This window comes from Bradyrhizobium sp. SEMIA, assembly GCF_014844175.1.
Classification (GTDB): Bacteria; Pseudomonadota; Alphaproteobacteria; order Rhizobiales; family Xanthobacteraceae; genus Bradyrhizobium; species Bradyrhizobium arachidis.
In genome coordinates this window covers 9,266,965-9,289,541 of the sequence record NZ_CP046601.1, presented here as the reverse complement: position 1 = coordinate 9,289,541, position 22,577 = coordinate 9,266,965, and the positions used below count along the sequence as shown (strand labels likewise).

At 62.9% G+C, this 22,577-nt stretch carries 28 protein-coding genes and 1 pseudogene; 10 read left to right on the top strand and 19 right to left on the bottom strand.

Annotation, left to right across the window (positions count from 1 at the left end; genetic code table 11):
- Nucleotides 1-130: 130 nt before the first annotated feature.
- Both FOM02_RS44575 and FOM02_RS44570 read left to right on the top strand, forming a co-directional pair.
- Nucleotides 131-421, top strand: a complete 291-nt coding sequence (locus FOM02_RS44575) for a hypothetical protein (protein WP_265441191.1) — start codon at nt 131-133, stop codon at nt 419-421.
- Nucleotides 422-889: 468 nt separating this feature from the next.
- Nucleotides 890-1,147: a hypothetical protein gene (locus FOM02_RS44570; protein ID WP_265441190.1), complete on the top strand. Its 258-nt coding sequence runs from the start codon at nt 890-892 to the stop codon at nt 1,145-1,147.
- Between the two features lie 725 nt (nt 1,148-1,872).
- Here FOM02_RS44570 and FOM02_RS44565 read toward each other — a convergent pair.
- The 4 genes from FOM02_RS44565 to FOM02_RS44550 all read right to left on the bottom strand — a co-directional run bounded on the left by FOM02_RS44565 (nt 1,873) and on the right by FOM02_RS44550 (nt 3,022).
- Nucleotides 1,873-2,076 (bottom strand): hypothetical protein, encoded by a 204-nt coding sequence (locus tag FOM02_RS44565; RefSeq protein ID WP_265441189.1) that lies wholly within the window; start codon nt 2,074-2,076, stop codon nt 1,873-1,875.
- Between the two features lie 106 nt (nt 2,077-2,182).
- On the bottom strand, nt 2,183-2,425 hold the full coding sequence (locus FOM02_RS44560; RefSeq protein WP_265441188.1) for a DUF6894 family protein: 243 nt from the start codon (nt 2,423-2,425) through the stop codon (nt 2,183-2,185).
- 135 nt (nt 2,426-2,560) lie between these two features.
- Entirely contained in the window at nt 2,561-2,785 is a 225-nt protein-coding gene (locus FOM02_RS44555) for a hypothetical protein (RefSeq protein ID WP_265441187.1), read from the bottom strand.
- 3 nt (nt 2,786-2,788) lie between these two features.
- On the bottom strand, nt 2,789-3,022 hold the full coding sequence (locus FOM02_RS44550; RefSeq protein ID WP_265441186.1) for a hypothetical protein: 234 nt from the start codon (nt 3,020-3,022) through the stop codon (nt 2,789-2,791).
- Between the two features lie 1,040 nt (nt 3,023-4,062).
- Between FOM02_RS44550 and FOM02_RS44545 the strand changes: the two genes are divergently transcribed.
- The 3 genes from FOM02_RS44545 (at nt 4,063) to FOM02_RS44535 (ending at nt 5,395) form a co-directional block, all read left to right on the top strand.
- A complete protein-coding gene (locus FOM02_RS44545; protein ID WP_265441185.1) occupies nt 4,063-4,422 on the top strand; it encodes a hypothetical protein in 360 nt (119 codons plus the stop codon).
- Nucleotides 4,412-4,573, top strand: coding sequence for a hypothetical protein (locus FOM02_RS44540; protein ID WP_265441184.1), 162 nt, complete (start codon nt 4,412-4,414; stop codon nt 4,571-4,573). The genes FOM02_RS44545 and FOM02_RS44540 overlap by 11 nt, the downstream gene beginning before the upstream one ends.
- Nucleotides 4,574-4,843: 270 nt before the next feature.
- A complete protein-coding gene (locus FOM02_RS44535) occupies nt 4,844-5,395 on the top strand; it encodes an RNA ligase family protein (RefSeq protein WP_322597003.1) in 552 nt (183 codons plus the stop codon).
- Between the two features lie 175 nt (nt 5,396-5,570).
- Here FOM02_RS44535 and FOM02_RS44530 read toward each other — a convergent pair whose 3' ends face one another.
- Nucleotides 5,571-5,945 (bottom strand): nuclear transport factor 2 family protein, encoded by a 375-nt coding sequence (locus FOM02_RS44530; protein ID WP_265441183.1) that lies wholly within the window; start codon nt 5,943-5,945, stop codon nt 5,571-5,573.
- A 745-nt stretch (nt 5,946-6,690) separates the two neighbouring features.
- Here FOM02_RS44530 and FOM02_RS44525 point away from each other — a divergent pair.
- On the top strand, nt 6,691-7,689 hold the full coding sequence (locus FOM02_RS44525) for a glycosyltransferase family 2 protein (RefSeq protein WP_265441182.1): 999 nt from the start codon (nt 6,691-6,693) through the stop codon (nt 7,687-7,689).
- Nucleotides 7,690-7,833: 144 nt separating this feature from the next.
- On the opposite strand, the gene FOM02_RS44520 is transcribed toward FOM02_RS44525, so the two are convergent.
- The 12 genes from FOM02_RS44520 to FOM02_RS44465 all read right to left on the bottom strand — a co-directional run bounded on the left by FOM02_RS44520 (nt 7,834) and on the right by FOM02_RS44465 (nt 17,012).
- Entirely contained in the window at nt 7,834-8,208 is a 375-nt protein-coding gene (locus tag FOM02_RS44520) for a response regulator (protein WP_265441181.1), read from the bottom strand.
- 64 nt (nt 8,209-8,272) lie between these two features.
- Nucleotides 8,273-8,545, bottom strand: a complete 273-nt coding sequence (locus FOM02_RS44515) for a hypothetical protein (RefSeq protein WP_265441180.1) — start codon at nt 8,543-8,545, stop codon at nt 8,273-8,275.
- A gap of 28 nt (nt 8,546-8,573) precedes the next feature.
- Nucleotides 8,574-9,767 carry a hypothetical protein gene (locus FOM02_RS44510; RefSeq protein ID WP_265441179.1) on the bottom strand — a complete coding sequence of 398 codons (1,194 nt, stop codon included), beginning with the start codon at nt 9,765-9,767 and terminating at the stop codon, nt 8,574-8,576.
- 9 nt (nt 9,768-9,776) lie between these two features.
- Entirely contained in the window at nt 9,777-10,247 is a 471-nt protein-coding gene (locus FOM02_RS44505; RefSeq protein ID WP_265441178.1) for a hypothetical protein, read from the bottom strand.
- Nucleotides 10,247-11,050, bottom strand: a complete 804-nt coding sequence (locus FOM02_RS44500) for a hypothetical protein (RefSeq protein ID WP_265441177.1) — start codon at nt 11,048-11,050, stop codon at nt 10,247-10,249. The genes FOM02_RS44505 and FOM02_RS44500 overlap by 1 nt, the downstream gene beginning before the upstream one ends.
- Entirely contained in the window at nt 11,047-11,388 is a 342-nt protein-coding gene (locus tag FOM02_RS44495) for a hypothetical protein (RefSeq protein ID WP_265441176.1), read from the bottom strand. Before FOM02_RS44495 ends, FOM02_RS44500 begins: the two co-directional genes overlap by 4 nt.
- Nucleotides 11,389-11,395: 7 nt before the next feature.
- Nucleotides 11,396-12,370, bottom strand: a complete 975-nt coding sequence (locus FOM02_RS44490) for a hypothetical protein (RefSeq protein WP_265441175.1) — start codon at nt 12,368-12,370, stop codon at nt 11,396-11,398.
- Nucleotides 12,371-12,404: 34 nt separating this feature from the next.
- Nucleotides 12,405-13,955 carry a hypothetical protein gene (locus tag FOM02_RS44485; protein WP_265441174.1) on the bottom strand — a complete coding sequence of 517 codons (1,551 nt, stop codon included), beginning with the start codon at nt 13,953-13,955 and terminating at the stop codon, nt 12,405-12,407.
- Nucleotides 13,955-15,631: a hypothetical protein gene (locus FOM02_RS44480; RefSeq protein WP_265441173.1), complete on the bottom strand. Its 1,677-nt coding sequence runs from the start codon at nt 15,629-15,631 to the stop codon at nt 13,955-13,957. Before FOM02_RS44480 ends, FOM02_RS44485 begins: the two co-directional genes overlap by 1 nt.
- Nucleotides 15,632-15,638: 7 nt before the next feature.
- A complete protein-coding gene (locus FOM02_RS44475) occupies nt 15,639-16,442 on the bottom strand; it encodes a hypothetical protein (RefSeq protein ID WP_265441172.1) in 804 nt (267 codons plus the stop codon).
- A gap of 1 nt (nt 16,443) precedes the next feature.
- Entirely contained in the window at nt 16,444-16,686 is a 243-nt protein-coding gene (locus FOM02_RS44470) for a hypothetical protein (protein WP_265441171.1), read from the bottom strand.
- On the bottom strand, nt 16,683-17,012 hold the full coding sequence (locus FOM02_RS44465) for a hypothetical protein (RefSeq protein ID WP_265441170.1): 330 nt from the start codon (nt 17,010-17,012) through the stop codon (nt 16,683-16,685). Before FOM02_RS44465 ends, FOM02_RS44470 begins: the two co-directional genes overlap by 4 nt.
- Nucleotides 17,013-17,083: 71 nt before the next feature.
- Between FOM02_RS44465 and FOM02_RS44460 the strand changes: the two genes are divergently transcribed.
- The gene (locus tag FOM02_RS44460; protein ID WP_027559701.1) at nt 17,084-17,524 is read left to right on the top strand and encodes a DUF1489 family protein; all 441 of its coding nucleotides are present in this window, start codon (nt 17,084-17,086) and stop codon (nt 17,522-17,524) included.
- Nucleotides 17,525-17,533: 9 nt separating this feature from the next.
- On the opposite strand, the gene FOM02_RS44455 is transcribed toward FOM02_RS44460, so the two are convergent.
- Together FOM02_RS44455 and panC are read right to left on the bottom strand one after the other, a co-directional pair.
- Nucleotides 17,534-18,283 carry a hypothetical protein gene (locus tag FOM02_RS44455; protein WP_027559700.1) on the bottom strand — a complete coding sequence of 250 codons (750 nt, stop codon included), beginning with the start codon at nt 18,281-18,283 and terminating at the stop codon, nt 17,534-17,536.
- Nucleotides 18,284-18,357: 74 nt separating this feature from the next.
- Nucleotides 18,358-19,208: pseudogene (panC, locus tag FOM02_RS44450) on the bottom strand (pantoate--beta-alanine ligase).
- A 296-nt stretch (nt 19,209-19,504) separates the two neighbouring features.
- Here panC and FOM02_RS44445 point away from each other — a divergent pair.
- From FOM02_RS44445 to FOM02_RS44435, 3 genes are all read left to right on the top strand, one after another.
- On the top strand, nt 19,505-20,428 hold the full coding sequence (locus FOM02_RS44445; RefSeq protein WP_027559698.1) for a division plane positioning ATPase MipZ: 924 nt from the start codon (nt 19,505-19,507) through the stop codon (nt 20,426-20,428).
- Nucleotides 20,429-20,774: 346 nt separating this feature from the next.
- A complete protein-coding gene (locus FOM02_RS44440) occupies nt 20,775-21,635 on the top strand; it encodes an alpha/beta fold hydrolase (protein ID WP_027559697.1) in 861 nt (286 codons plus the stop codon).
- 123 nt (nt 21,636-21,758) lie between these two features.
- The gene (locus tag FOM02_RS44435; protein ID WP_027559696.1) at nt 21,759-22,508 is read left to right on the top strand and encodes a hypothetical protein; all 750 of its coding nucleotides are present in this window, start codon (nt 21,759-21,761) and stop codon (nt 22,506-22,508) included.
- Nucleotides 22,509-22,577: the final 69 nt, after the last annotated feature.

Here is a 22,577-nt window from a genome sequence, read left to right as displayed (position 1 = left end):
CCTGAAGTCGCTTCCTAAGTCTCGCTTGACCGAGCTGAGGCGTATGCCCTCGATCGCGCCGCAAGACCTAGCGGCTTGTCTCCGACGCGAGGGCGCGGAATCAATGAGCCGACCGCCAAGGTCTTGTCGCATGCCTCGCCCTATACGACGCCACACCCCAACCCACGCCGACGGCCGGCCGCGCAAGATCACGTTCGGCCAGATGCGCGAGATGGGCTTGCGCGGCGTGCTGGTGTATTGCCCCTGCGGCCACCACGTTGCGCTGGATGCGGAACGCTGGCCGGACGAAATGCGGCTGTCCGACCTCGAACCGCGGTTCGTCTGCCGAGCCTGCGGATCACGCGGCGCCGACGTTCGGCCGGACTTCGAGCGAGGTGATCCGCGGCGCGCGATCATGGGCCAATGCAGCAGCGGCTACTGAGTCAGCGAGACGGCCCCGGCCCGGCGGGGTATTTCGGGGGTGTGGGTCGGGGCCGCTGCGCTTGGTGTCGGTTGCACCTAGCAAAGGCGAGCCTACGCACACGCTGAACGGCTGTTTGTTCGCTTTCGCACAGTCCGTTGCCTATTTTTCCCGATCTGATTCACATAGGCAAATGCAGCCGGGACATGAGCGGCGTACTCGCCGCCTCCGCAGGTGATTGAGAGGCGATGGTGAGTGAAAGCGCGCGGCCAGCGAACAGATTTCTCATTCGCATGGGGGGCGTGGGTTGGATGGTTTACGATCGGGAGCGCCGGGGTCCGGCACTGATCGGCAGCGACTGGGCAGCGAGTTTGACGCGGGAGCAGGCCGAGCGAGCGTATGAAATCCTTGTTGGCTCAGCAGACGACTCTGAATAGGTTCTGCCGGCCGACTTGTGCTGCTCGATCAGTGCGGAGAGGAGCGCTGAACTTGAAAATGATCGATGAACGTGCCTTTACCAACCCCGAAACCGCCGCGCGCAAGCTGATAGAGATCGCCAAGGGCATCGAGGCCGTCCAGGACGGCCGCATCCATATTGAAAAGATCAATGCGCCGTTTCTCTACACGCTAAAGGCTAGCGGGCCCGAGTTCGGCGTCGCCCTCAAGTTCGCCATAGAAACGGGCTGGCTGGAGCTGCACGAAAGCGGAACTTACGTGCGACTCAAGACGGGCCAGGACTCCATTTGAAGCGATAGCGATAGCGAGCCACCAACTGAGGCGGCCTTACCGAATCATGAGCATAGCGATGCTTGCAATGAGGGTGCCGAGGCTCGTTACCATTGTGGCGAGCGCCAGCTTACCCAGCCTATCCAACTTGCTTCCCGTCACTATCAGCTTTCGCATGTGGAGATGGCTTAAGTACCAAAGTGAACACTTGTTCCAAAGCAGCCTAGGTTCATCTTAGGCGTAGCTTCTGGACGATCTCGCGCAACTCGGCAGCAGCTCATACTGTTCAATTATCCGCCGCGCCGGCTTTGGCTCCTTTCGGGGCTTCAGGATCTTGGCGGGCCGCACCTATCCACACCCACGACAGTAAGTGGCTCGCAAAAAAAACGGCCCCAGCACAAATATCCGGAGCCGCTGGAGGCCTCGACGGTAATGGGGGGCCGTCAAGGCTTCTTACGGTCTAGGACGATTCGGCAACGGCGTCTGTATACCTTTGGAGATATGCGCGGTTAGAGGGGCCGCCCTACTGAGGCCGCCCTATTCTTGCGGGATGGTAATGGAGTCCGATGAAGACCTATCGGGCTCTGGTCCTCATATCTGATGGGCAGATTATCCACTTGGTTGAAATGGTCTGTTCGACTGAGGAAAACGCCCGAGCACTTGCTGAGCCGCTAGCTGAAGCTAATCCCGTGAAGGGGCGCAGCGGATAGTACGTTTCGAGCCCAAGAAGACCAACTGAGGTGGCCTTACTTTTCTAGCTCTCTGAGGATGCGGGCCCGGTGCTCGATGTGCTGAGCTTGAGTTGCGTAGAAGTTGTTGAGTAGCTTGCGGGCCTCTGTCGTGTCTGCCCCGATCCGGGCAAGGGCCGCGATGCGCTCTTCCTGCTCGTCAATGTGCCGCTTGCCTTGGGCGATATGCCGCTCGGCCTGTTCCAAATGGCGCTGCTGCATTGGGCGGTCCATAAGCCAGCTTAAAGCGAATTTGGACACTCACAAAGTTAACTTAGGACACCTGGGGTCAAATACGGACAGGAGGTTCAAGAAGGAAGGTCGAGGCTCACTGCCTCCGCAAGCGTTCTACCTCGATCGTGAAGCGCACCCGCATGACCGGTCCTGTATCGTCGCGGACCTCAATGGCGGCCTCGCCGGGTTTGATAGGACGGTGCAAGCTTTCTCGGGCCGCGTCGGCCATGGCTCGCGTGGCTTCCCGCTCTACACCCTCCATGTCCGTGAACTCCAAGCCTTCCTCGTCAACGACAAGGCCCTCTTGGTCGACCAGATCGAAGTAGTAGCGCGCCATTTGATCCCGCCAGTCTTTGGGCCAGTCAATTAACGCGTGTTGGCTTCGTTCCAATTTGGACGCTGCGGAACCACCGGACCTAAAACACCGGGATGGCCAGCTAGGTGGGCACCGTTAATGGGGCCCGCTTGCGAATTACCGCACATCGAGTTCTTTGATCGCGAGAGCCGATATCTTGGCCGGTTCATGGACGCCGCTTTGGGCGATCTTGATGATCTTCTTCGCGATCATTTCGGCCAGGGGATCATCGCGATCCTTGACGCAAAGAGTATGGAGCGCTTGCCCGTAAGCTGCCGTGATGCGGCTGACCATTTCCGGCTCAATCGCGGCATCTCGAATTAGTTGATGAATAACACCCATCTCTCAACGGCGGGCGCGCCCAACAGCCTCCAACTCTTTCAGGATGCGGTCCCGATGCGCTACGTGGCAGACCTGTAGCTGGCAATAGCTATCCAGCAAATCCACCGCCAGGCTCGTATCGTGACCGGCCAGCGCTAGTTCACCAATGATTTCGACCTGCCGGGCAATATGGCGCTCACCGAGTGCAACGTGCTGCTCGGCTTCCGCTAAGTGCTGGCGCACCATGGGAAGGTCCATGGGTTCCATCTTCGCACGAAAGCGGAATCGGACCTAATTACAATCGCCCAGGGCGGCCTATTCTTCCGTCTGGTAAGGCAGCGGAATGGGGTCGTGATGCTTCCGCCCCAAGAAGGTATCGGGCGGCGGCTGGCTCAATAGCTTGACCGATCTTTCCACTACGTCGTGGTATCTGGTCCAAAGGTGAGCGATGCCGGCCTCCAAATTCTCAGGTCGATAGACGGTCATCCTCTGTTGCAGCATCGTCTCCCTCCCATGCTGAGACGAACCATGAGCAAGCTTCCCCAGACGGAATTGTCGAAGGGAAGACCGAATGCTGTGTAACACATCCGAAGTTCAGCGGTTCCCCCCGGAACCGCAAGGCCACGCGGGACGGCTAACCGCCCAGGGAGCAGGGCAGGAACGTTGGCTAATGCTCACGCTTGTTTTCTGCCGGGCTTGCCGCTGAGCCAGGCGGAGCGGCCCCGGCCATACCCCCCAAGCCTCTGCGCGCCGGGGCTGTCTCTCCGCCTTGGAGCAAGAGGGCATTAAAGCAGGGGAATAAAATCTGCCGGCGCCTCTACGGCTTCCAGCTGGACCGCACCCAACGTGCTCGCTGCCCGCTGGTCAGGTCGATCGGCTCTCAGCCTCTCCTGAAGAACCGGAGAGAGTGCGGCATGCTCCTTCTGCCTGCTCTCTCGTTAAATTGGCTGCCCAGTCGGTGCCGATCAGCGCTGGACCTCTGCGCTCCCGATCGTAAACCATCCAGCCGGCGGCTCCCATTCGGACAAGAAATCTGCCTGCCCTCGGCCCTCTTTCACTCACCATTGCCTCCTGTTTCCTGGTTGGGATGCAAATTAGGTTGTGCTCATTCCGGGATTGCATTTCCATGCATGAAACAGGCAAGCCAAAAATGCAATTCCGGGCCGGGCCAACGAGGTGGCTTGGTAAAGGCGCGGGTTCGCCGGCGCTGGCGAAACAGTAGCGCGGCAGCAGATCAATTGATTCGCATTTGTCTGTTTGTGCCCTATCTCTGATCCCAGGTCACTGGAGTTTCGCGTATGGCCTCGCCTTCCATTATTCCGAACGATCGCCTCGACAAAGATTTCTACGTGGTCCTGGAGGAGTTCCGGGACGGCGCAGCGTTTCGCGAGACGGACGAAGGCGTCACCTACGCCACACTGATCGGCGACATGCTCACCGGCCAATACGATCAGGTCCTTCGCGTCGTCGCGTTCAATCCGGTCGAGGGGTGGTCGCGAGACGCCTCCGAAGATGTCGCGCGCGAACTCGAGCGCCGCGTTGCCGCCGAAGGCCACGAGATCTCCGACGCCTTGAGGAACTTTGTTGAGAGCCAGCTCGGCCGCGCCATCGGCATCCAGCTGGCGCTCCCACTGCGGATGGCGAGCTATGCCTCGTGAAGGCAAACCGCACGGCAACTGGCGGCCGCAACGCGAGAGCGATCACTTCATCCGCTGCACGATCTGCGGCGAGTTGCTCGACATGCGCGGGCTCAGCGAGGTACTCGAATTGCGCGGGCAGCAGGTCGAGGAAGAGCCGACACAGCATTGAAGGGAGGCCCGGCATGACTTGCGCCCGCTGCGACGGCACGCACTGGGTTTGCGAGAACCACCCCGAGCGCCCGTGGGAAGGACCGAACGCCTGCGACTGCGGTGGCGCGGGTGCGCCCTGCCCCGTGTGCAACAAGATCGGCCCCGACGAGATGCCATCGCTGCCAAACGGGTTTGAGACCAGCTTTACGACCACCGACATCATGCGCCCATTTCTTCGCAAGCCAACGAAACAATAGTCGCTCTGAGCTACCGAGACCCCTTTTTGACGATGCGTAAAGCGTTTGAGTTTTGCTTACCGACGGCCGCCAATTCTGTCCCAGACGGCCCCGACTGGATTCACGAAGTCAAATACGACGGTTACCGCCTGATGGTGGTGCGGCAGAATGACCGCGTGCGCCTGCTCACCAGGAACGGCCACGACTGGACCAAGCGCTATCCTTTGATCATCGAGGCGGCGCTGAAGAACCGGCAGAAGCATTTCGTGATCGACGGCGAAGCCGTGGTGCTGACCATGACCGGCATCCCCGATTGGGACGCGCTGCATTCGCGCAAGCACGACGACGAGGTCCAGCTCTACGCCTTCGACATCCTCGCGGGCGACGGCAACGACTACCGCCGCCTGCCGCTGAAATTGCGCAAGCCGGCTGCTGCGAGGCCGCCCCGAGGGCATTTTCGCCGCACTGTTCGAGCAGGGCGAGATCGGCCCCGACCTGTTCCGGCACGCCTGCCTGCATGGCCTGGAAGGCTTGGTGTCCAAGCATGGCAACCGCGCCTATCGCGCGGGCCGCTGCGACCACTGGATCAAGGTGAAGAACCGTAAGCACCCTGCGTTCGGCCGCGTCCTTGACAGTTTCGACAGCACGACGAGCTAGGGCGGCGAGGCCAGCTGTTGATCCCAAGCGTCCGCTTATCGCGGCAGAACGGACCAGATTTACTCAACCTGAGTTCTTCGCATTTTTGACCCTCTGCAGACTCGTCTGCGACTTAGGACGCGTCTAGTTCGACGGGCGCGTCCCCGAGCCGCAACGCACTCCGGTCGGAGCTGGGTGCTGTGACGGACCGCAGCTCAGGGACTTGATTTTTCCGGCAGCGCTAAACGACAAAACCGCGTTCACTACAGTTGCCTCGCTGATGTACGAGATCAATATCCCACCGTGCGAGGGCTGAAGATCGTGCAGCTCGGTGGCGGGGCGATTCCGAAGACGAGCAGCCCAGTAGGCTCGAAGGCCTTCTCTGCCGGTGATAGCTACTTCGTCACAATCGCAGTACACCACGGCGTCGTCGGCGTACATTTCGAGTATCGCATCGATATCGCCCGCACGGTAGGCATCGAGCCAATCGACGGCAGCGGCCATCGGGTCGAAAGACATACATGCGCCTCCATGCCACCAGCATCAGAGATTTGGCCGGGGTAGCCAGCTAAGTCTCTTCGCGAATCAATCGCTGAATTTTGAGGTTCTCCGCGGCTAAGCCCATATGCCGAATGCCTTAGGGTGGAACCTGTCTGTGACGCGGGCTAATTAGCATTGGCGGCCGCAGTGGGCAGGACGGGAGCGGTCGCGCCACCCCATACATCGAATGCCATATCGCTAGAACCCCCGAGCCCTGTGGCCGTTAAGCCTTGGGCCAGCCTGATCCCCATCGGCTGGTCCGGCGTAGTGCATCGGCCCCAACTCACCCCCCGGAGTTGGGGCCGCTTTTTGCGGGACGGAAGCGTAGTGTTTCAACAAGCTCCGCTACGCCGCGCTCTTTGCTTCACGATTTCCGAAGTGAAGAAGCTCGGCCGATGACATGCCAGAAACTCCCGCTTTAAGGACTGACTGCTTGCCCAGCGCAAAGCTCAATTGACACCAACCAAAACGAGTATTGCCAGGTTTTCCCTAGCTGGTTGCATCGGCATTAACATGTGTAAAGCGTTTTCTCGTTGTGGTCTGCTTCAAAGCATCGCGGCCGCGCCACTGTCATGCAAATGGACGATGACGGTGTGCCCCTCAGTCTCCAGGGTCCGGCCAACTCGGCTTACTCAGCGCGAGAGCGCTCTACGTTGGCTTCGGATCAGGTCGAGCGGACCCGAGGGCGATCTTCAGCAATCGCTTCTTAATGAGGAGCTATCGAATGGACAGGTTGCAGGCCAAGCGGCGCGGCAGCTCCCGAGGCCAGCCATTCATTTCGGTCGCGATACCAACCTTCCGCCGTCCAGACATGCTGCGCCGTGCGGTCGAAAGCGTGCTGCAGCAGGACTTCTCCGATTGGGAATTGGTGATCAGCGATGACGAAGGCCCGGCGGGCGAGAGTTGGCATATCGTGTGCGAGTATGCCCACAAGGAGCCGCGCATCCGAGTTATCGAAAACCGCAGAGGCCGTGGTCAGGTCGAGAATACGAACAACGCGATGCTTACGTGTCGCGGCCCCTGGATCAAATTGTTGCACGACGACGACTGGCTAGCGCCAGGAGCGCTCACGACTTTCGCGAGGCTTGCGAGGGCTTACCCCACCGCGGCATTCATGACCTCCACATGCCATCTCGTGCAGGACAACGGCATAAGGTACCGACGAGGGGGCGAGATTTACCGCTATTCAAGTCAGCAGTGCCTAGTGGATCTCTATTTGGCGGGGAAGACCCGGTTGCTGCGGATGGTCCCTTCCACGCTGCTCGTCAACGGCAAGGTCATCAAGGCCGGATGCCTGATGCGAAACTACCAGTCGATAAGTTGGGGAGTGGATCAACTGTTCTTCGTTGATCTGGCCTGTCATGGCGACATGGTGGCGATAGACGAAGGTCTTATTTTTTACGACGCGACGAACCACGCCAGCATCACGGCTTCCGGATCGTTCAACCAAATTGACCGCGAGACTTTTGATCTCAAGCGCCTCACCTGGAGCCTTTTAGAAGATAAGACAGCGCTTCCCAATCCTGAAACGGTCGTGCGTGCACTACGGGTTGCTCGACTGCGCGGACGGATCGGCCGCCAACCAATCGCCGCAACTATCCGCGACGCCGTTCAAATCCTACGTCCCTCGGTTCTGAGAGCTGCCAACAGGACCATGCAAGCCTGGGCGCGCGCTCCGGGGACAATCATATTCGTGCTTTCTTGTGGAAACGCTCTGATCTGATGTGCTCTTCTGGGCAGCATTTTGGTGTGCTTGCTGGCGAGGTCCAAAAAGCAATGGAGAACCTGGCAGAGTTCATCTTAAGGAGCTTTTGGCCTTCTCCAACTTGGCCGGGTGATGACACCGCACGAGGTTCGACCTGAACGATCATCGCCGACACAGCCGCCCGATATCCTCAACGAGTTTTAACGGATCGAAAGGCTTCTGCCACCGTTTCACCCCCGCAAAGCGCTCCGGGATGATGTCGCCGCCGTATCCAGTATAGAAGACAAAGGGTACGCCCTGCCGGATCAGTTCGTCCGCGATGGGATAAGCCGCCCTATCGTGAAGATTGATGTCGATGATGGCGGCGTCGAAGTGATCGCGTGCGGCTCGGCGGTACGCTGCGTCAAAGTCACCAAAGGGTCCAATGATACTCGCGCCGCGGGATTTGAGCGCTACTTCCAGATCGTTCGCCAGAAAATACTCGTCCTCGACGATGAGAACACGGCAACCGTTTAGCTTGTTGTCGCAATCACTCATGGCACGCCCCATGAAAGAACGACTGCCACAGTACAATGGACGGGACTGCCCGATGGTTCCGCGACTAATCTTCACCTTTGAACATTCCGCCCCCGTCACGGGGCGGTATATCAAATGCTCTTTGTTGGCTGTAGCTAGAGTTTGACCGCCCCTCCTCCTTCGCGGCGCATCTCTCCACAAGCCGAATCATGACCTGGTCGCGCCGCTGCGACGACGCGCTGATCTCGCGCAGCATCAGCATGAAGCTGGCGAGGAACAGCACATTGAGGATCACCAGCGCGAGCGCGCGCGGCTGCGCCTGCAGGCTGGCGACGATGGCGCGCGCTGTCCGACGCATTAGGGAAGTCCTCCCGAAGCGAGTGAGGTCACGAGTAGAAGCTCGTGCTGTCGAAGGAACCGGCAGTGGTGCCCGGAATAACGTTCGCGCCGCCAAATCCCGCCATGCCACCGCAACTGGCACAGGAGTAGCGCTGCCCCGTCACCGTGAAAACGCCAAGGCTGAAGATCACGCCCGTGCCCTCGACATAACCGAAGCGACGCGCCGTGATGGTTGTCCCATAGGTCACGCTCGCGCCCCATGTGATGGTGGCGCTGTTGAGGAACGCTGTCGCCTGCATCTCAACGCAGATGAAACCGATGCCACCCATGAAAACCTTGTGGTTGGCACCCGAGAACGTGATCGCCGCGCCCCCTTGGCCATAGACGCGGTAGTTATTGCCCGATCCGTTATACTCAATGTTCTGGAGCGTCAGCTTGCAAAGCGTCGAGACTTGCACGTCCTGCGTGGTCGAGGACTGCAAGCGGAAGCCGCTGATGTTGAAGTTGCCGCCTGTACCATTCACAAGAATGGCGTTGCCCGCACTCGAAATTACGCATGACGAGGGTGAGGCATTGTTGCCGGTGAACGACACCTGCCCCGACCCGATATAACTCTTGAGAATAAGGGTGGCATAGGTGCCGTTCGCCACCGTGACGCTCGCGCCATAGATCGAGGTGTCTACGCTCGCGATGAAGTCCATTGCCTTCTGCAACGTCGCGAACGCGGTGCCAGCAGTCAGCCCATCGTTGCTGTCGCTGCCGGTCGTGCCGTTGACGAACAGGTTGAGGGTCGAAGTGATAATGAAACGCGAGCGCCCATCGACGTAAGCCTTGGTCGCGGCGTGCAGGCTGGCGGTGGGCGCACCCGACAGCGTGAGCAGGCCGCTCATGGTGTCACCCGCGAGCGCCACCGCGCGCGCCCATGCGCCCGTGCCTGCCGTGTTCTGCCGCCCGTACATGGCACCGTCAGCCGGTGGCTCTGCAATGCCGCCGCCACCACCCAGCAAGGAGATCGGCACTTGCGCATACTTGCCCGTCGCCGGGTCGTAAATCAGCGCGTAGGTGGCGCCTGCCGGGACCGCACCAATGACCGGGAAGTCGGTGTAATCGAGATCAAAGATGAAGTTGCCGCCATCCTTGGTCACGTCGATGCCGTTGCGACCGATCACGTTGGCGGGAAACTTCGGTGAGACCTTGAGCCTGATCGCGCGCGGTTTGACGGAGAGGAACGGGACACTCATGCGCCACCATCAGCCATAGCAGGTTGCCGTTAGCTGCGCCGTGATGGTCGGCGCTCCAACCTTGGTCCACGTCAGGGTAAATCCATCGGCATTGAGGGAGGCAACGACAAAAGACTGATAGTTGCTGGTGTCCTGCCGTTGAATGCCCGCCATCGTGGCTTGCGCGAACACGCTCCCCGCCATCTGCAACTCCATACAGCTATTGGACACGCTGTCAGACTGCCCGAACGACGCCCACGTCGCGCCGCCGACCACGCTGGTCTGAAATTGCAGCAAACGCGGCTTGAAACCGACCCCCGTCACGGCTTGTGCGCCGGATGCCAGGGTCAAGTCTCGACTGAATGTCACTGCCTTGTAGAGCCCGCTCGCACCGCTCCCCGCCTGCGCCACCCACTTCTCGCCGTCCCACACATAGACGGGCAGACCCGGTCCCGGCGAATAGGCCGCGCCCGGGGCCGAAGCGTCAGGGAAATTGAACATCAGCGCATCCTTCGAGCCCGGACGATGCCGTAAGAAGACAATGTGGAAACCGCAAAGTTGACCAAGCCAACGAGATAGATCGTCGTCGTCGCCGTAATGTTGAAGCGGTTCGGCAGAACAACGTTGTTGAACGTGCCGCCGCCACTCGCGAGCGCTGCCTGATAGAAGTCGGAATAGGAACCGACATTGCCGCCGATCACGCCAGACGTAACGTTCAGACCAGCGGCATAGCGGGTCACCGTCGTTGTCGCTGCGGGCGCATGGAACGCCATCGCGGTCACGTCCCAATCACCGGGGCTCAAGGTGATGCTGGTGATGTTCCTTTGCGTGCCGGTCGTCATCGACACTGCGGACCCAATCGTCGTGACGCTTTCGACATACTCGCCAATGTCGCCAGCCGCTGCATTGTCGCCCGCCACCGTGCCTTTCATCGACGGCGCGGCGGCTGCTGCCGAAACCCATTGCGTAGACGTGCCGTCGTTCATTCGCACAAACAGCCGACCGCTGTCGCTTTCGAACCACAGCGAGCTATCGGCCGCGCCCACAGGCGGCGTGTCGCTCACATAGACCGTGCTCCCGCTGCCGCCGAACAGCGCGACGGGCAACTGCGCATACTTCCCGGTCGCGGGATCGAAGATCAGCGCATAGGTTGTGCCCGCAGGCACACTGGCGATGACGGGAAAATCAGCGAAGTCCAGATCGAGCAAAAATTCGCCGTTCTGCTTGGTGACATCGATGCCAGCGCGCCCGGTCAGCTTCGCCGGAAATTTCGGGAGAACCTTGAGCTTGATCGCATCGCTCATTGCGCGTCGATGCCTTCCATCACGTTGATGTTGCCGATCACGAGCTGCACCGTGCGGGCGTCGCGCGAGATGCGGACGCCGACGTTGTAGGCGCCGGGGCACAGCCCGCCCATCGCGGTCGCGTCAAAATCCCACTGGAACGTGCCGACATCCGGCAGCGTGATCGAGCCGTCATCGGTCGAGGCCTTGAGCCGCACGCAGCCGCGTTCGTCGGTGACGCTGAGCGTCACCCGGCAGCCTGTGATCTCGATCACCTCGCCGCTCTCCACATCGGTGAGCACGACGGCTTCGGACCAGTCGGACCGATTGGAGGTGGTCGCGAAATGTCCGGTGTACATCGCGACCTCACAGCTTGATGTAGAGCGTGCAGAGCTTGCGCGGCGACACTATCGAATGCGGCCCATTACCAAGGGCAGCGCTGCCGTCGGTGTTGCCGCTGAAGGAGTGTTGGTGTCGCGCGTTCGCGCCGCCCGTTGTGTTGCCCGTGGTTGACGAATTGAAATAATTCGGTGTCGTACCTGTGCCTGCACCTACTGCGGGCGACGTATAACCATGCGCGTGATCGGGAAAGTCCGTGCCGGTCGTCCCGCTGAAACCATGAGAATGCTGCGGGATTTCAGCCACAGTCAGATAGTGATATTCCGAGCCTCCGCGCGATCCGAGCACGAGCGGATTTGCGCCGAAATAGGTTGCCGTCAGCCGCCCGGCCGCGCTGTTGCCCATATCGTCAAGGCCGCTGATCGCACAACCGCGAAAATCCGGCGTGCCAATCGTCTTGTTCGCCGCCCAATCGGCCGCCGACGACGCGCCACGGCTTGGCGACACCGGCAAGGCACCATCAGCATTCCAGAGAAAATTGAACAGCGCTTGGCAGTCGGCATTGGCGCGTTCCGATGCGCCCGACGTGGCCGAGCCAATCGTCCGCCCGTTCAAGCGCACAAAGCCCGCGAGCACGCCAACGCCGTAGAATGGCACGATGGCGCCGGTCTGGATCAGCGTGGTCGGATCGACACCACCACCGCTACCGCCGCCCGCGCTGGGGCCAATGACGAGGATGCCGTCGCGCGCGAGTTGGGTGACGCCGAACTTGTCGTCAAGCCGCACTTTCACATAGCCATCGGCGAGAAAAAACTGCGGAATGCGCCCGGCGGCATCGAGCGGGATCGGGTTCGGCTGCAAGATGGTCAACGCGGCGTCCTGATAGGGTTGCTGCGGCGTCGAGACCGTGCCCGCCTGGATGATGTAGAGCAGCGCGCCCGACAGCGGTTTGCCGTACTCGTCGAACTGCTGCGTCAACGAAAGCGGGATGGTGCCTGCCATCAGGTTGCCTCAATAAAAAACCCGCGGAAGCGGGTCACTGGTCGCGATTGGGTGAAACGTAGATGCGTGGGATGGGCCCGGCCGTGCGGCCCGCGATCTTCAGCGCGGGATACGCACTGTCCATGTAGCGCTGCGCCACGCCGAGCGCGTGCATGCCCACCCCTGCGAGACGCGGCGATGTGGCCGCGAGCGTTGCGGGGATCGCGGCCAGCGACCATGCGGAGCCGTGGTTGAGAACCTCCAGCAAAGCGGACCCGATCTCGCCGCCAGCAAGATATTTCGAGAGGCTGCGAGGCTCCCACGAGTTGAGCGAAGCACCCGCGATCTTGCTCGTCAGGTTCGGCGCGCCGACGCGCTCCAGCTCGCTGACCATCTCTGCGCGCTTGCCGAAGCTGGAGTTGACGTTGTTGCGCATGATCGAGGTCAGTTTGCGCAGCGCGGTGTCAACCGTCGCGCCCGGCTTGAGCGACAGCGTCTTCTCGATCTCACGCAGAGCGGTCGAGTAGCGCTCGTAATTCGCCATGGTCTTCGCGTAGAGTGGATCTTGCGCTGCGATAGTGTCCTTGATTGCGCCAAAGACATCGCCCGCCATCTTGCGCTGGGTGCCGTGCTCGAAGGGCAAGCGCTCGATGATGTCGTAGACTTCCTTTTTCAGGTTGTCGAAGCCTGCGGGCGTGTGAAACTGTTGTGGCGGCAGCGCCTTGTACTGGTTGACGAGATCGACCAGATCGTTGCGCACGCCGAGCAGCTTCTCGCGCGGCCTGCCGTTGAAGTAGACCATGTTGTCCACGCGCTGCAGAGCGGCGTCGATGTCCTTGAAGTCGAGCACTGCAGGGTTCCTGCCGATGGCCTGCATGTCGCGCTGGTAGGACGCCTGAGCGTTCTTGCGCATCTGGTCGGCGGCCGAGCGCGCGTCGGCGACGATCTCCTCGATGGGGGCCTTGCCGCGCATCTGCGAGGTCAGCGCCTCCGACGCCGCGCCGCCCTCGCGCCCGACCAGCCGTGCCTCCGTAACGGGGGTGGCGCCGACACCCGTCAAACCGCCGAGGGACCACTCACCCATCTTGACCGGGAGCATTGCGGGCTTCGTGACCAGATTGATCGGATCGGTGTAACGACCGACCTTGCCAGCGACGCTCGCAGCCTTGCCAACCATTCCTGGCGCACGCGCCAGCAGCGCTTCGCCGCCCGTAAGGAGCGACGAGATGTCCGCAACCACACCAGCCGGGTCTTTCGCCAGCGCCTGTTTCCAGCCCTCTGCCGAGCCGTAGCGGTTTACGAAATACTGGCCAACCGCGTCAGCATGTTGCGTGTGCTCGTCGCCCGACATCAGCCCGGTCTTTTCGAGCACGCCCTGTCCCACGTTCTTCAGCGCGGTCGCGGTGTCGATGGGGTGGATGACGGGCTGCACCAGATCGCGCATCACGCCGCTGAGACTGGGCAGGAAATTGCGTGCCGCTTGCCCCGGCACGTCCGACCAGTTCAGCGGGGCCTCCGGGGCAGCCGCCTCCGGTGGCGCTGCATCGATCACCGGAGCACTCTGCCAGCCGCCGCCAGAGACGACGGGAGCGTCCTGCCAGCCCATCAGGGTTTCCTTCGCGGCTTGCCGTCTGGCCCGACGAACACCGTCTTCGGCGGCAGTGCGTCGTACTCAGCATCTGTCGTGATTTTCACCGGAGCACCCGGCGCTGCAGGAGCAGGCGCAGCTGACGGCGCGGTGAGCAGGTTGCCGCCACCGCGTCCCTTGCCGAGCAGTTCGCCCATCGCGGTGAGATGACGCTCAAGGCCGTTGATCTTGGAGGTGATCGTGAACTTGGTGTCGCGCGGCGTGATGCGATACTGCGCCGCGTTCTGCTCTGCCTCCGTCTGGCTCATGCCAGCGCCGGTCAGCAGGCGAATGAGGCTTTCCGCCCCGGCATCGAGCATGCGCTTGGTCTCGCCGGGCGTGCCGACATTCGCAATCGCCTGCGCGTGGTTCTGCCAGTTCTCGATGCCGACATCGCCACGCTCAACGCGCTGCCGCAGTTCGGGCAGCGTGCTCATGAACGATTTGGCGAGACCGATACGCGCGACGATCTCGTCACCGATCTTTTCGGGCGTGGCACCGGGGATCGGCTCGACGCCCTTGCTGTGATCATTCGGATCGGCCCAGCGATAATTGGCGGGAAGCTTGCCGCCCTTGCCGCTGGCGTCGGCTGCGGCACCGGCAGCGTCGATGGGCCCTTCCGGCCCCTGCTTCTTCACGCGGACCAGCCGCTCGTTGCCGTCGCTGTCCTTGACCGTCTTGACCTCGTAGTCGTTCTTCACGTCGGTCATCATGATCTCGGAACGCCCGGTGCGGCTGTTGGTCCGCACCAGATTGTCGCCGACCACCTTGAAGTCGTAGCTGCCGGGGTCGAGCTGCTTCTGCAGCAGGCCAATCGCCAGCGGTCGCGTCACCGGGTTGCGATAGAGCGCCGCCATCTGCTCCGCGCCGATGGCGGGCTGCTGCGGCTGGTTGCTGGTGATGCTGTTCACGGCGCGGTCCTTCACCGCGTCGAACGCGAGCGCACTCTGCGCGCCGGGACGCGAGGTGCCGTCCGTGATCTCGGGCGGCAGGCCGAGGTTGCGGTTGAAGCGATCCGCGTAGGCCGACACCGTGGTGTAGCCGTCGCTCGCGCGCGGATTGTTCATGCCGCGCTCGCCCGCGAACCATGCCTTGGCCGCGCCGGTCGGGCCGTACTTGTCGGCGAGCCGTCCGAACTCGCCCTTGTAGACCGCGTCCTGCGCTTCGGGGTTGATCAGGAACTCGCGCGGCGTCAGGCGCTGGCCGTAATAGCGCTCCGTCCAGTCGGGGACATTGGCGCCCATGACCTGATAGCGGCCGAAGGCGCGGTCGCCGCTCCGAGTTGGCGGGCCGACCAGCCGGTAGTTGCCCTGCGGGCTGCCGCTCTCGATGGCGGACGTTGCGCGCGCATAGCGCGCCATGGGATCGGCCTGCGTTGCCATCGCCAATGCGTCAACGGGCTGCCGGGGTGCGGCAGGCGCAGCCTGCTGCGCCGGCTGCGGCGTCGGCCACGGCGCCACGGCGACGGCTGCGCCGCCTGAGGTGCAGCCGGACTGATGCCTGGCCGCCGTACCAGGCGCTCGCGACTCAGTTCGGCCGTCCTCAGCCTCCTCGCGGTTTTTCTGGAGCTGCTCGCCGATCCGCTGCAGCGGCGACCAGTCGATGGTGCCGATGAAGGAGCCGGGCGTGTCGTAGCGGGACGGATTGATTGCCATGGTCGCCTCACGCCATCCCGAACATTCCGCCCAGCTTGCTCAGGCCCTGCCCGAGCGGTGAGCCTGCGAAGTTGTAGGTGCCGTTGCTGTATGCGCCGCCACCGCCGCTGCCGCCAAAGACGGAGCCGAGGCCGGGCATGCCGAAGGCCGCGCCCGCGATGGACAGACCGGCACCGAGCAGGTTCTTCGCACCGGCAGCCTCGCCCGCGGCCTGCTGATTGTTCGCCGCGACGTTCTGGCCCATGTAGTTGTTGGCGACGTTGGTCTGGTTCTGCGCGTACTGGCTGGCGAGATCGGCGAGGCTGGAGTAGCCGACCTGTCGCCCCTGCGCAGCGCCAGCTGTGTACTGGCCGCCCATCCCGGCGGCGCTCTGCAGCCCCGCCATCCACGGCTGGTACTGCGTCTCGTAGAGGTTCTTGGTGATCCAGTTGGCGGTGTCCTCATCGGCGTTGCCGCTCGCATACATGCCGCCGATGGCGCGCCTGCGGTCGATGGCATCGAGCGCCGCCTGCTGCGTGAGTTCGTAGCCGGGGATGGTGGTGAATTGCGACCGCACCTGCTTCTGCGCGTCCGTGCCATTGACGCCGAGCGCATTGAGCCATGTGTCGCCTGCGGCGCTGTATTTGACGCTGAGCGCGGCGAGCGGATCGTAGGCCGCGATGCCCTTGTTGAGAGCGTCGGTCCCGGTGCCGTAGCCGGTCTTGAGATAGTCGAGCGCGCTGGTCTGGTACTGGGCCGCGAGCGCCCGGTTCTTTTCCGCAGCCTCCTTCTCGGCGCCACCGCCGAAGAGCGTGTCGAAAAAACCAGCCATGTCAGTTTGCTCCGGCCTTGAACTGGCCCTGTGTCGCGTCCCAGATCAGCACCTGATTGTTGGCAATCGCGGTGACGGTCGGCGGCGCAGCGGGTGGCGAAGTCGGCCGCAAAAACTCGATGTAGCCGAACAGATTGACGAAGCTCTCGATCACCTTGAGCTTCTCGTACCAAGTCGGGTTCATGCTGCCGTCAGGCAGCAGGATCGGCACGTCCTGCGCAGGCAGCGAGAACTTCGTCCTCATCGCAGCTTGTCTCCGAGCATGTCGGCACCCATGAAGGCGAAATCGACGCCCGCGCTTTCCTCGAAGCGCCAGCGCACGCCCTGTACTTCGGCCTGCCCCCAGATCGAGGACCGCACGCGCCCGTTGGTGATCGCCTGCCGCCCGATCCTGACGTTGCGCGGATTGCTCCAATCCTGACCGCCGTTGCGCGAGATCGAGATCGCGATCTCGGCGTTGGTCTCGTCGGGGTCGTGCCCGGTGGCGTCGCTGGCCCGCCAAGAAGCAGCCTGCTGCGAAGCGCGCGCCCGCCGCTGCTCCGGTTCCGCTTGCGCCGCCGGCCTCGACACCGGCTCCGCCGGCTGCGGATAACGAATAGATCGGCATTCCCAATGCGTGGCCGCCCGGCTAATGCTGGGGCATGCCACTCCATCTGATCAAGCTCGCCGTCGGCTGCGACTCCGTCAAGGAATTGAAGGAGTGGGTGGCCGAACGGATGCAGACCGCCAAGAAGAAGGGTCTGCCGCAACGTCACATCCACATCACGCGCATGGTCCCCAAGCGCGACGCCGAGATCCTGGCGGGCGGATCGCTCTACTGGGTGATCAAGGGCGAGATCGCCGCGCGCGAAAAGATCATCGGCATCGAGCCGTTCCGCGACAAGGACGGCATCGGCCGCTGCCGGATCGTGATGCAGCCGAAGGTGATCTCGGTGTCGCCGCGGCCGATGCGCCCGTTCCAGGGCTGGCGCTATCTCACCGACGATTCCGTGCCGCCCGATCTCGGCAAATCCGCCGCCGGCTCGATCGCGGCCATGCCGGAGCCGATGCGGCGCGAGCTGCGCGATCTCGGGCTGCTCTGACGAGCCCGCTTAGGGCGATGTGACGATGTGGAGCCGCGCCAGGTCGGCCGGCGCCATCACCATCGGGCGTCCGCCTTCGCCGATGCCGTCGACGATGTCGACCAGTGCGGGCTCGACGCCCATCTCGAGCAGGTATTTGCGGTACTGCTCGCCAAAGATCACGGTCAGGCTCTCGCGCTGCTCGGGTGCGACGTTGGGGGCGCGGCGGTTGCGGATCGAGCGGCCCGTCAGCACCACCTTGGCGCCATCAGGGAGACTGCGATGCACGCCGCCCGCGAGCATGAGGACGCAGGCGAGATCGCAGGCCGGATCCGGCATCGACACCTTGGCGTCGAGCGGGCCGCCCGGACGCTTCAGCGCAAAACACTCCGTCTCGGATTTGCCGGCACAGGCTTCGACCTCGGTCGCGCCTGCGGTGGCATCGAGGCCGTGGTCGCGCAGGATGCGGCCCATGCTGACCGCAACATTGAGGTTGGACCCGCCCCAGCTATGGATGACGAGCGGCAGCTTGTGTCCCGCCTGGCGATCGAGGATCGCGATCAACCGCTTGTAGCTGTCCCATTGCACCGTTCCCTCGGCAGCGATCCAGTCGGAACAGCCTAATCCGCAGGCGCCAGCGGGGCCGTGGGCGACGTAGAAGATCATCGCGTCCGGCGGTGAGCCGTACGGGCCGATCGGCGGCCGTTGCTGCGCCGGCGCAGCGGTCGCTGCGACGAGCGCCAATAGGCCGCTCAAGGTCATCGTGCGGATGGATGACATGCCTTGCCGCTCGGCTCGTTCCCTCGCGCCGATCATCCATCCGGGCGAGGGCGCGTGCAAGTCGATCCCGCCGGTTACACCGCGATATTGTCGATCAGCCGCGTCGTGCCGAGCTTGGCCGCCACCAGGATCCGCAAGGGGCCGTCCTTGCGCGAGGTGACCGGCGCCAGCGTCTCGGCGTGGCGGGCTTCGAAATAGTCGAGCGCGAAACCGGCCGCCTTGATCGTCTCGGCGCCGCGCGCCATCGCGCTTCCGAGGGCTTCGCCCGCCTTGATCCGTCCGGCGCTGTCCTTCATGGCACGGTAGAGCGTGGTCGCGGTCTGCCGCTCCTCCGCCGAGAGGTAGACGTTGCGCGAGGACATCGCGAGCCCGTCGCGCTCGCGCACCGTGCGGGAGCCGATCACCCTAACGCCGAGGTCGAGATCCCGCGCCATCTGCGTCACCACCCGCAGCTGCTGAAAGTCCTTTTCGCCGAAGATCGCAACATCCGGCCGGCACTGCGTGAACAGCTTGCCGACGACGGTGGCGACACCTCCGAAGAAGTGCGGCCGGAAGCGGTCCTCAAGGCCGGCGAGCGCTGGTCCCTCCGGCACGATGCGGGTGGCAAAGCCGTCCGGGTACATGGCCTCGACGCCGGGATGCCAGACGATGTCGACGTCCTCGGCCGCGAGCTTGGCGATGTCGGCCTTCCAGGTGCGCGGATAGCGCCGAAATCCTCGGTCGGTGCGAACTGGGTCGGGTTGACGAAGATCGACACCACGACGCGGGTGGCGCGCCGCTTGGCGAGGCGCACCAGCGACACATGCCCGTCATGGAGTGCCCCCATGGTCGGGACCAGCGCGATCGTGGCCTTTCGCTTGCGTAGATTGTCGACGGCGCGTCGCAGGGTGGGGACCGTGCGGGCGATCAAGGGGCTTCGTGACATCGGGACTCGAATCGGGACTCGAAGGGGGTGGGAATCGGCGCGGGCGCGGCCCGACGGCCGGCCGCCTAACCTTAACAAGCGGCGGTCGTGGACGCCATGCATCCGGATGCGGCACAGCAATTCGCATCGAGCCGCGCGCGATGTCGCGCGTGTGTGGGCTGGATCACAGACGCGCAGCGGCACTGCTACTCATGATGAAGAACGGCGCGTTGCGATTTGCATTACCTGTCACGCATTTCACTTGACCGCAGACGCGGTCAACTCGAAGATATTCGTTAGGGGTGTTGAGGATCGCAATGCTTGTGCAAGCTAGCCAAGGCCAATCCGGCTCGGCGCATGTGGTCGTGCTCGGCAATGAAAAGGGCGGCTCCGGCAAGTCGACCACCGCCTTGCACATCGCCGTTGCGCTTCTGAAGGCCGGCCAGCGCGTCGCCACCATCGACCTCGATTGCCGCCAGCAAAGCTTTACCCGCTACATCAGCAACCGCTCCGCCTGGGCCCGCCGCACCGGGCTCGGCCTCGAGCTGCCGGTGCATCGCTGCATCAAGCTCGGCGAGACCATGCAGATCGCCGACAACGAGAACTCCGAGTTCCAGCAGTTCATGGAGGCGGTCTCGGCGGTCGAGCGCAGCTTCGACTTCATCGTCATCGATACGCCCGGCACCGACAGCTATCTGATGCGGCTTGCGCACTCGATGGCCGACACCCTGGTGACGCCGATCAACGACAGCTTCCTCGACTTCGACGTGCTCGGCACCGTCGACCCCGCCAACTACGCGGTGACGGGCGAGAGCCATTACGCCGAGATGGTGCGCGATGTCAGGCGCAAGCGCCGCCAGCTCGACGGCGCGACCACCGACTGGATCGTCGTCCGCAACCGTCTGTCGATGCTCGGCTCCCGCAACAAGCAACTCGTTGCCGACGGCTTGAAGGATCTGTCGCTGCGGCTCGGCTTCCGCTACGTCGACGGCTTCGCCGAACGTGTCGTCTATCGCGAGTTCTTCCCGCGCGGCCTAACCGCGCTGGACGAGATCGACGAGGCCACGCTCGGCATGCGGCCCAATCTCGGCCATCTCACCGCGCGGGAGGAGGTGACCAGCCTGCTCCGCCAGCTCAAGCTGCCGCTCGACGAGCGCGGCCGCCGCCGCGCCGCCAACCGGGCCGAGTGGTTCAGTCAGGTCGACAAGCCGCTCGAGGTCCACGACATCCTCGGCGCCTGACGAGGGGCGGTATAGGACTACTTCCGCATCGATCCGCTTGGTCAGTTCCCAACGGAACCGGGCCCGCATTCGCCCGTTTTCACCTACGTTCGCTGCGAAATTGAACCGGATCGAGACGGGTTGCGTCCGACAGGGACCTGCACGCTGACGTAGCCGTAGGAGTACGGGTTGCCCAAGAATCGTGTGCGGCGCACAATGAAAGGGCTGTCAGCTCACAATATTTACGCTTCCTGTCACGTGGCTGTGACATATATTAGGGAATAGGCGACAAGGGGCCAAAGAGCCCCGGAAGAACACGATTTTCAACAGGGATTCAGGCCGCAAGAGCCTGAGGCTGAGGACGAAAATGAAGCGTGGAATTGCCGTTCTGGTTTCGGTCAGTGCCCTCTGCGGCATCGCTTATTTCACGGCGAGCAAGTGGGCGATCAAACACGAGACCATCACTTTCTACGACGCTTCGCGCGACAACCGTCCTGTGCCCGTCGACATCGCGGTGCGCCGTGACAAGGAAATGCAGGCCACTGCCGGCATGATCACGCTGCCGGTCGCGGTGATCAATCACGGCAACACCGTCAAGAACACCGAGTACGGCTTCCTCGCCAACATCTTCGCGGCGCGCGGCTATCTCGTCGTCAGCCCGCAGCATGATCTGCCGACTGATCCTCCGATGGTGACCAAGCCTGGCGAGCTCTATGTCGGCCGGCTGCCGCAGATCCTGCGCGGCGTCGCCAACATTCATCTCGCCATGCAAGAGATGAAGAAGGTTCAGCCCAACGCCGATTACGACAAGGTGACGATGGTCGGCCACTCCATGGGCGGCGACATCACGATGTACTTCGCCAAGCAGTATCCGGACGAGGTCAAGAAGGTCGTCACGCTCGACAATCTCCGTGTGCCCTTCGTCACCGCTGGCAAGTTCAAGATCCTGTCGTTCCGCTCCAAGGATCCCCAATTCAAGACCGATCCGGGCGTGATCCCCACGGACGAGGAGTGCGAGAAGGCCGGCATCCAGGTCGTGAAGACCGATTTCCAGCATAACGACATGCGCGACACCGGTCCGGACGACGCCAAGAACTCGATCCAGGGCATGCTCGACAAGTTCCTGAGCTCGACTGACAGCGAGGTGGCGCCGGTCGACACGCAATCGTCCCCGCCCAAGATTCTCGAGCCCGGTCCGGTCGCTCTGATGGCGCCTGCCAAGAGCTAACCTCTCGCTCCGGCCGATCCGATCTTTGAAGCCCCCGTCGGCGCCCGCCCGCGGGGGCTTTGCACATTGACCGGGCCGTCGTTGCTGACCACATTAGCTGCTCACGCAAGGCGAAGAGAAGAGATGTCGGGCGAACCGATCAAACCGCATGGTGGCGAGGCCGTCTCGGCGCGAGCGGACGGTGGGCTGCCGAAGGCAAGGACATCGACCTCGGAGGACATCGCCGCCTTCGTCGCCAGGGCACGCTCCCTGTCGCCGCATGCGCCCGGCGCGAAGGGGCGGCTGATCTTCGCGCTGGATGCGACGATGAGCCGGCAGCCGACCTGGGACATGGCCTGCGCGCTCCAGGCCGACATGTTCCGCGAAGCCGCGGCTCTCGGCAGTCTCGACATCCGGCTGGTCTATTATCGCGGTTTCAACGAGTGCCGCGCCACGGGGTGGATCTCCGACAGCAGCAAGCTTGCGACACTGATGAGCAAGATCGATTGCCGCGGCGGCGACACCCAGATCGGAAAGGTACTGAGCGAGGCGCGGCGCGAGGCGGTCGTCTCCGGCGTGCGCGCCGTCGTCTTCGTCGGCGACGCCATGGAGGAGAAGGTCGACGACCTCTGCGCCAAGGCCGGCGAGCTCGGCATGCTCAAGGTGCCGGTGTTCCTGTTTCAGGAAGGCGATGACACCGTGGCCGAGCGGACGTTTCGCGAGATCGCGCGACTGACCGGCGGCGCCTGGTGCCGGTTCGATCCCGGCGCGGCGGCGCAACTGCGCGAGCTGCTGCGCGCTGCCGCGGCCTACGCTGTCGGCGGCCGCGAGGCGCTGTTGAAACTGGCGAAGGGTGAGAGCGGCGCGGCCAGGCTGATCGGTCAGATGAAGTAGGCTAAAGCGTGATCCGGAAAAGTGCGCAGCGGTTTTCCGAAAAGGTCATGCGCAAACAACAAGCTAAAG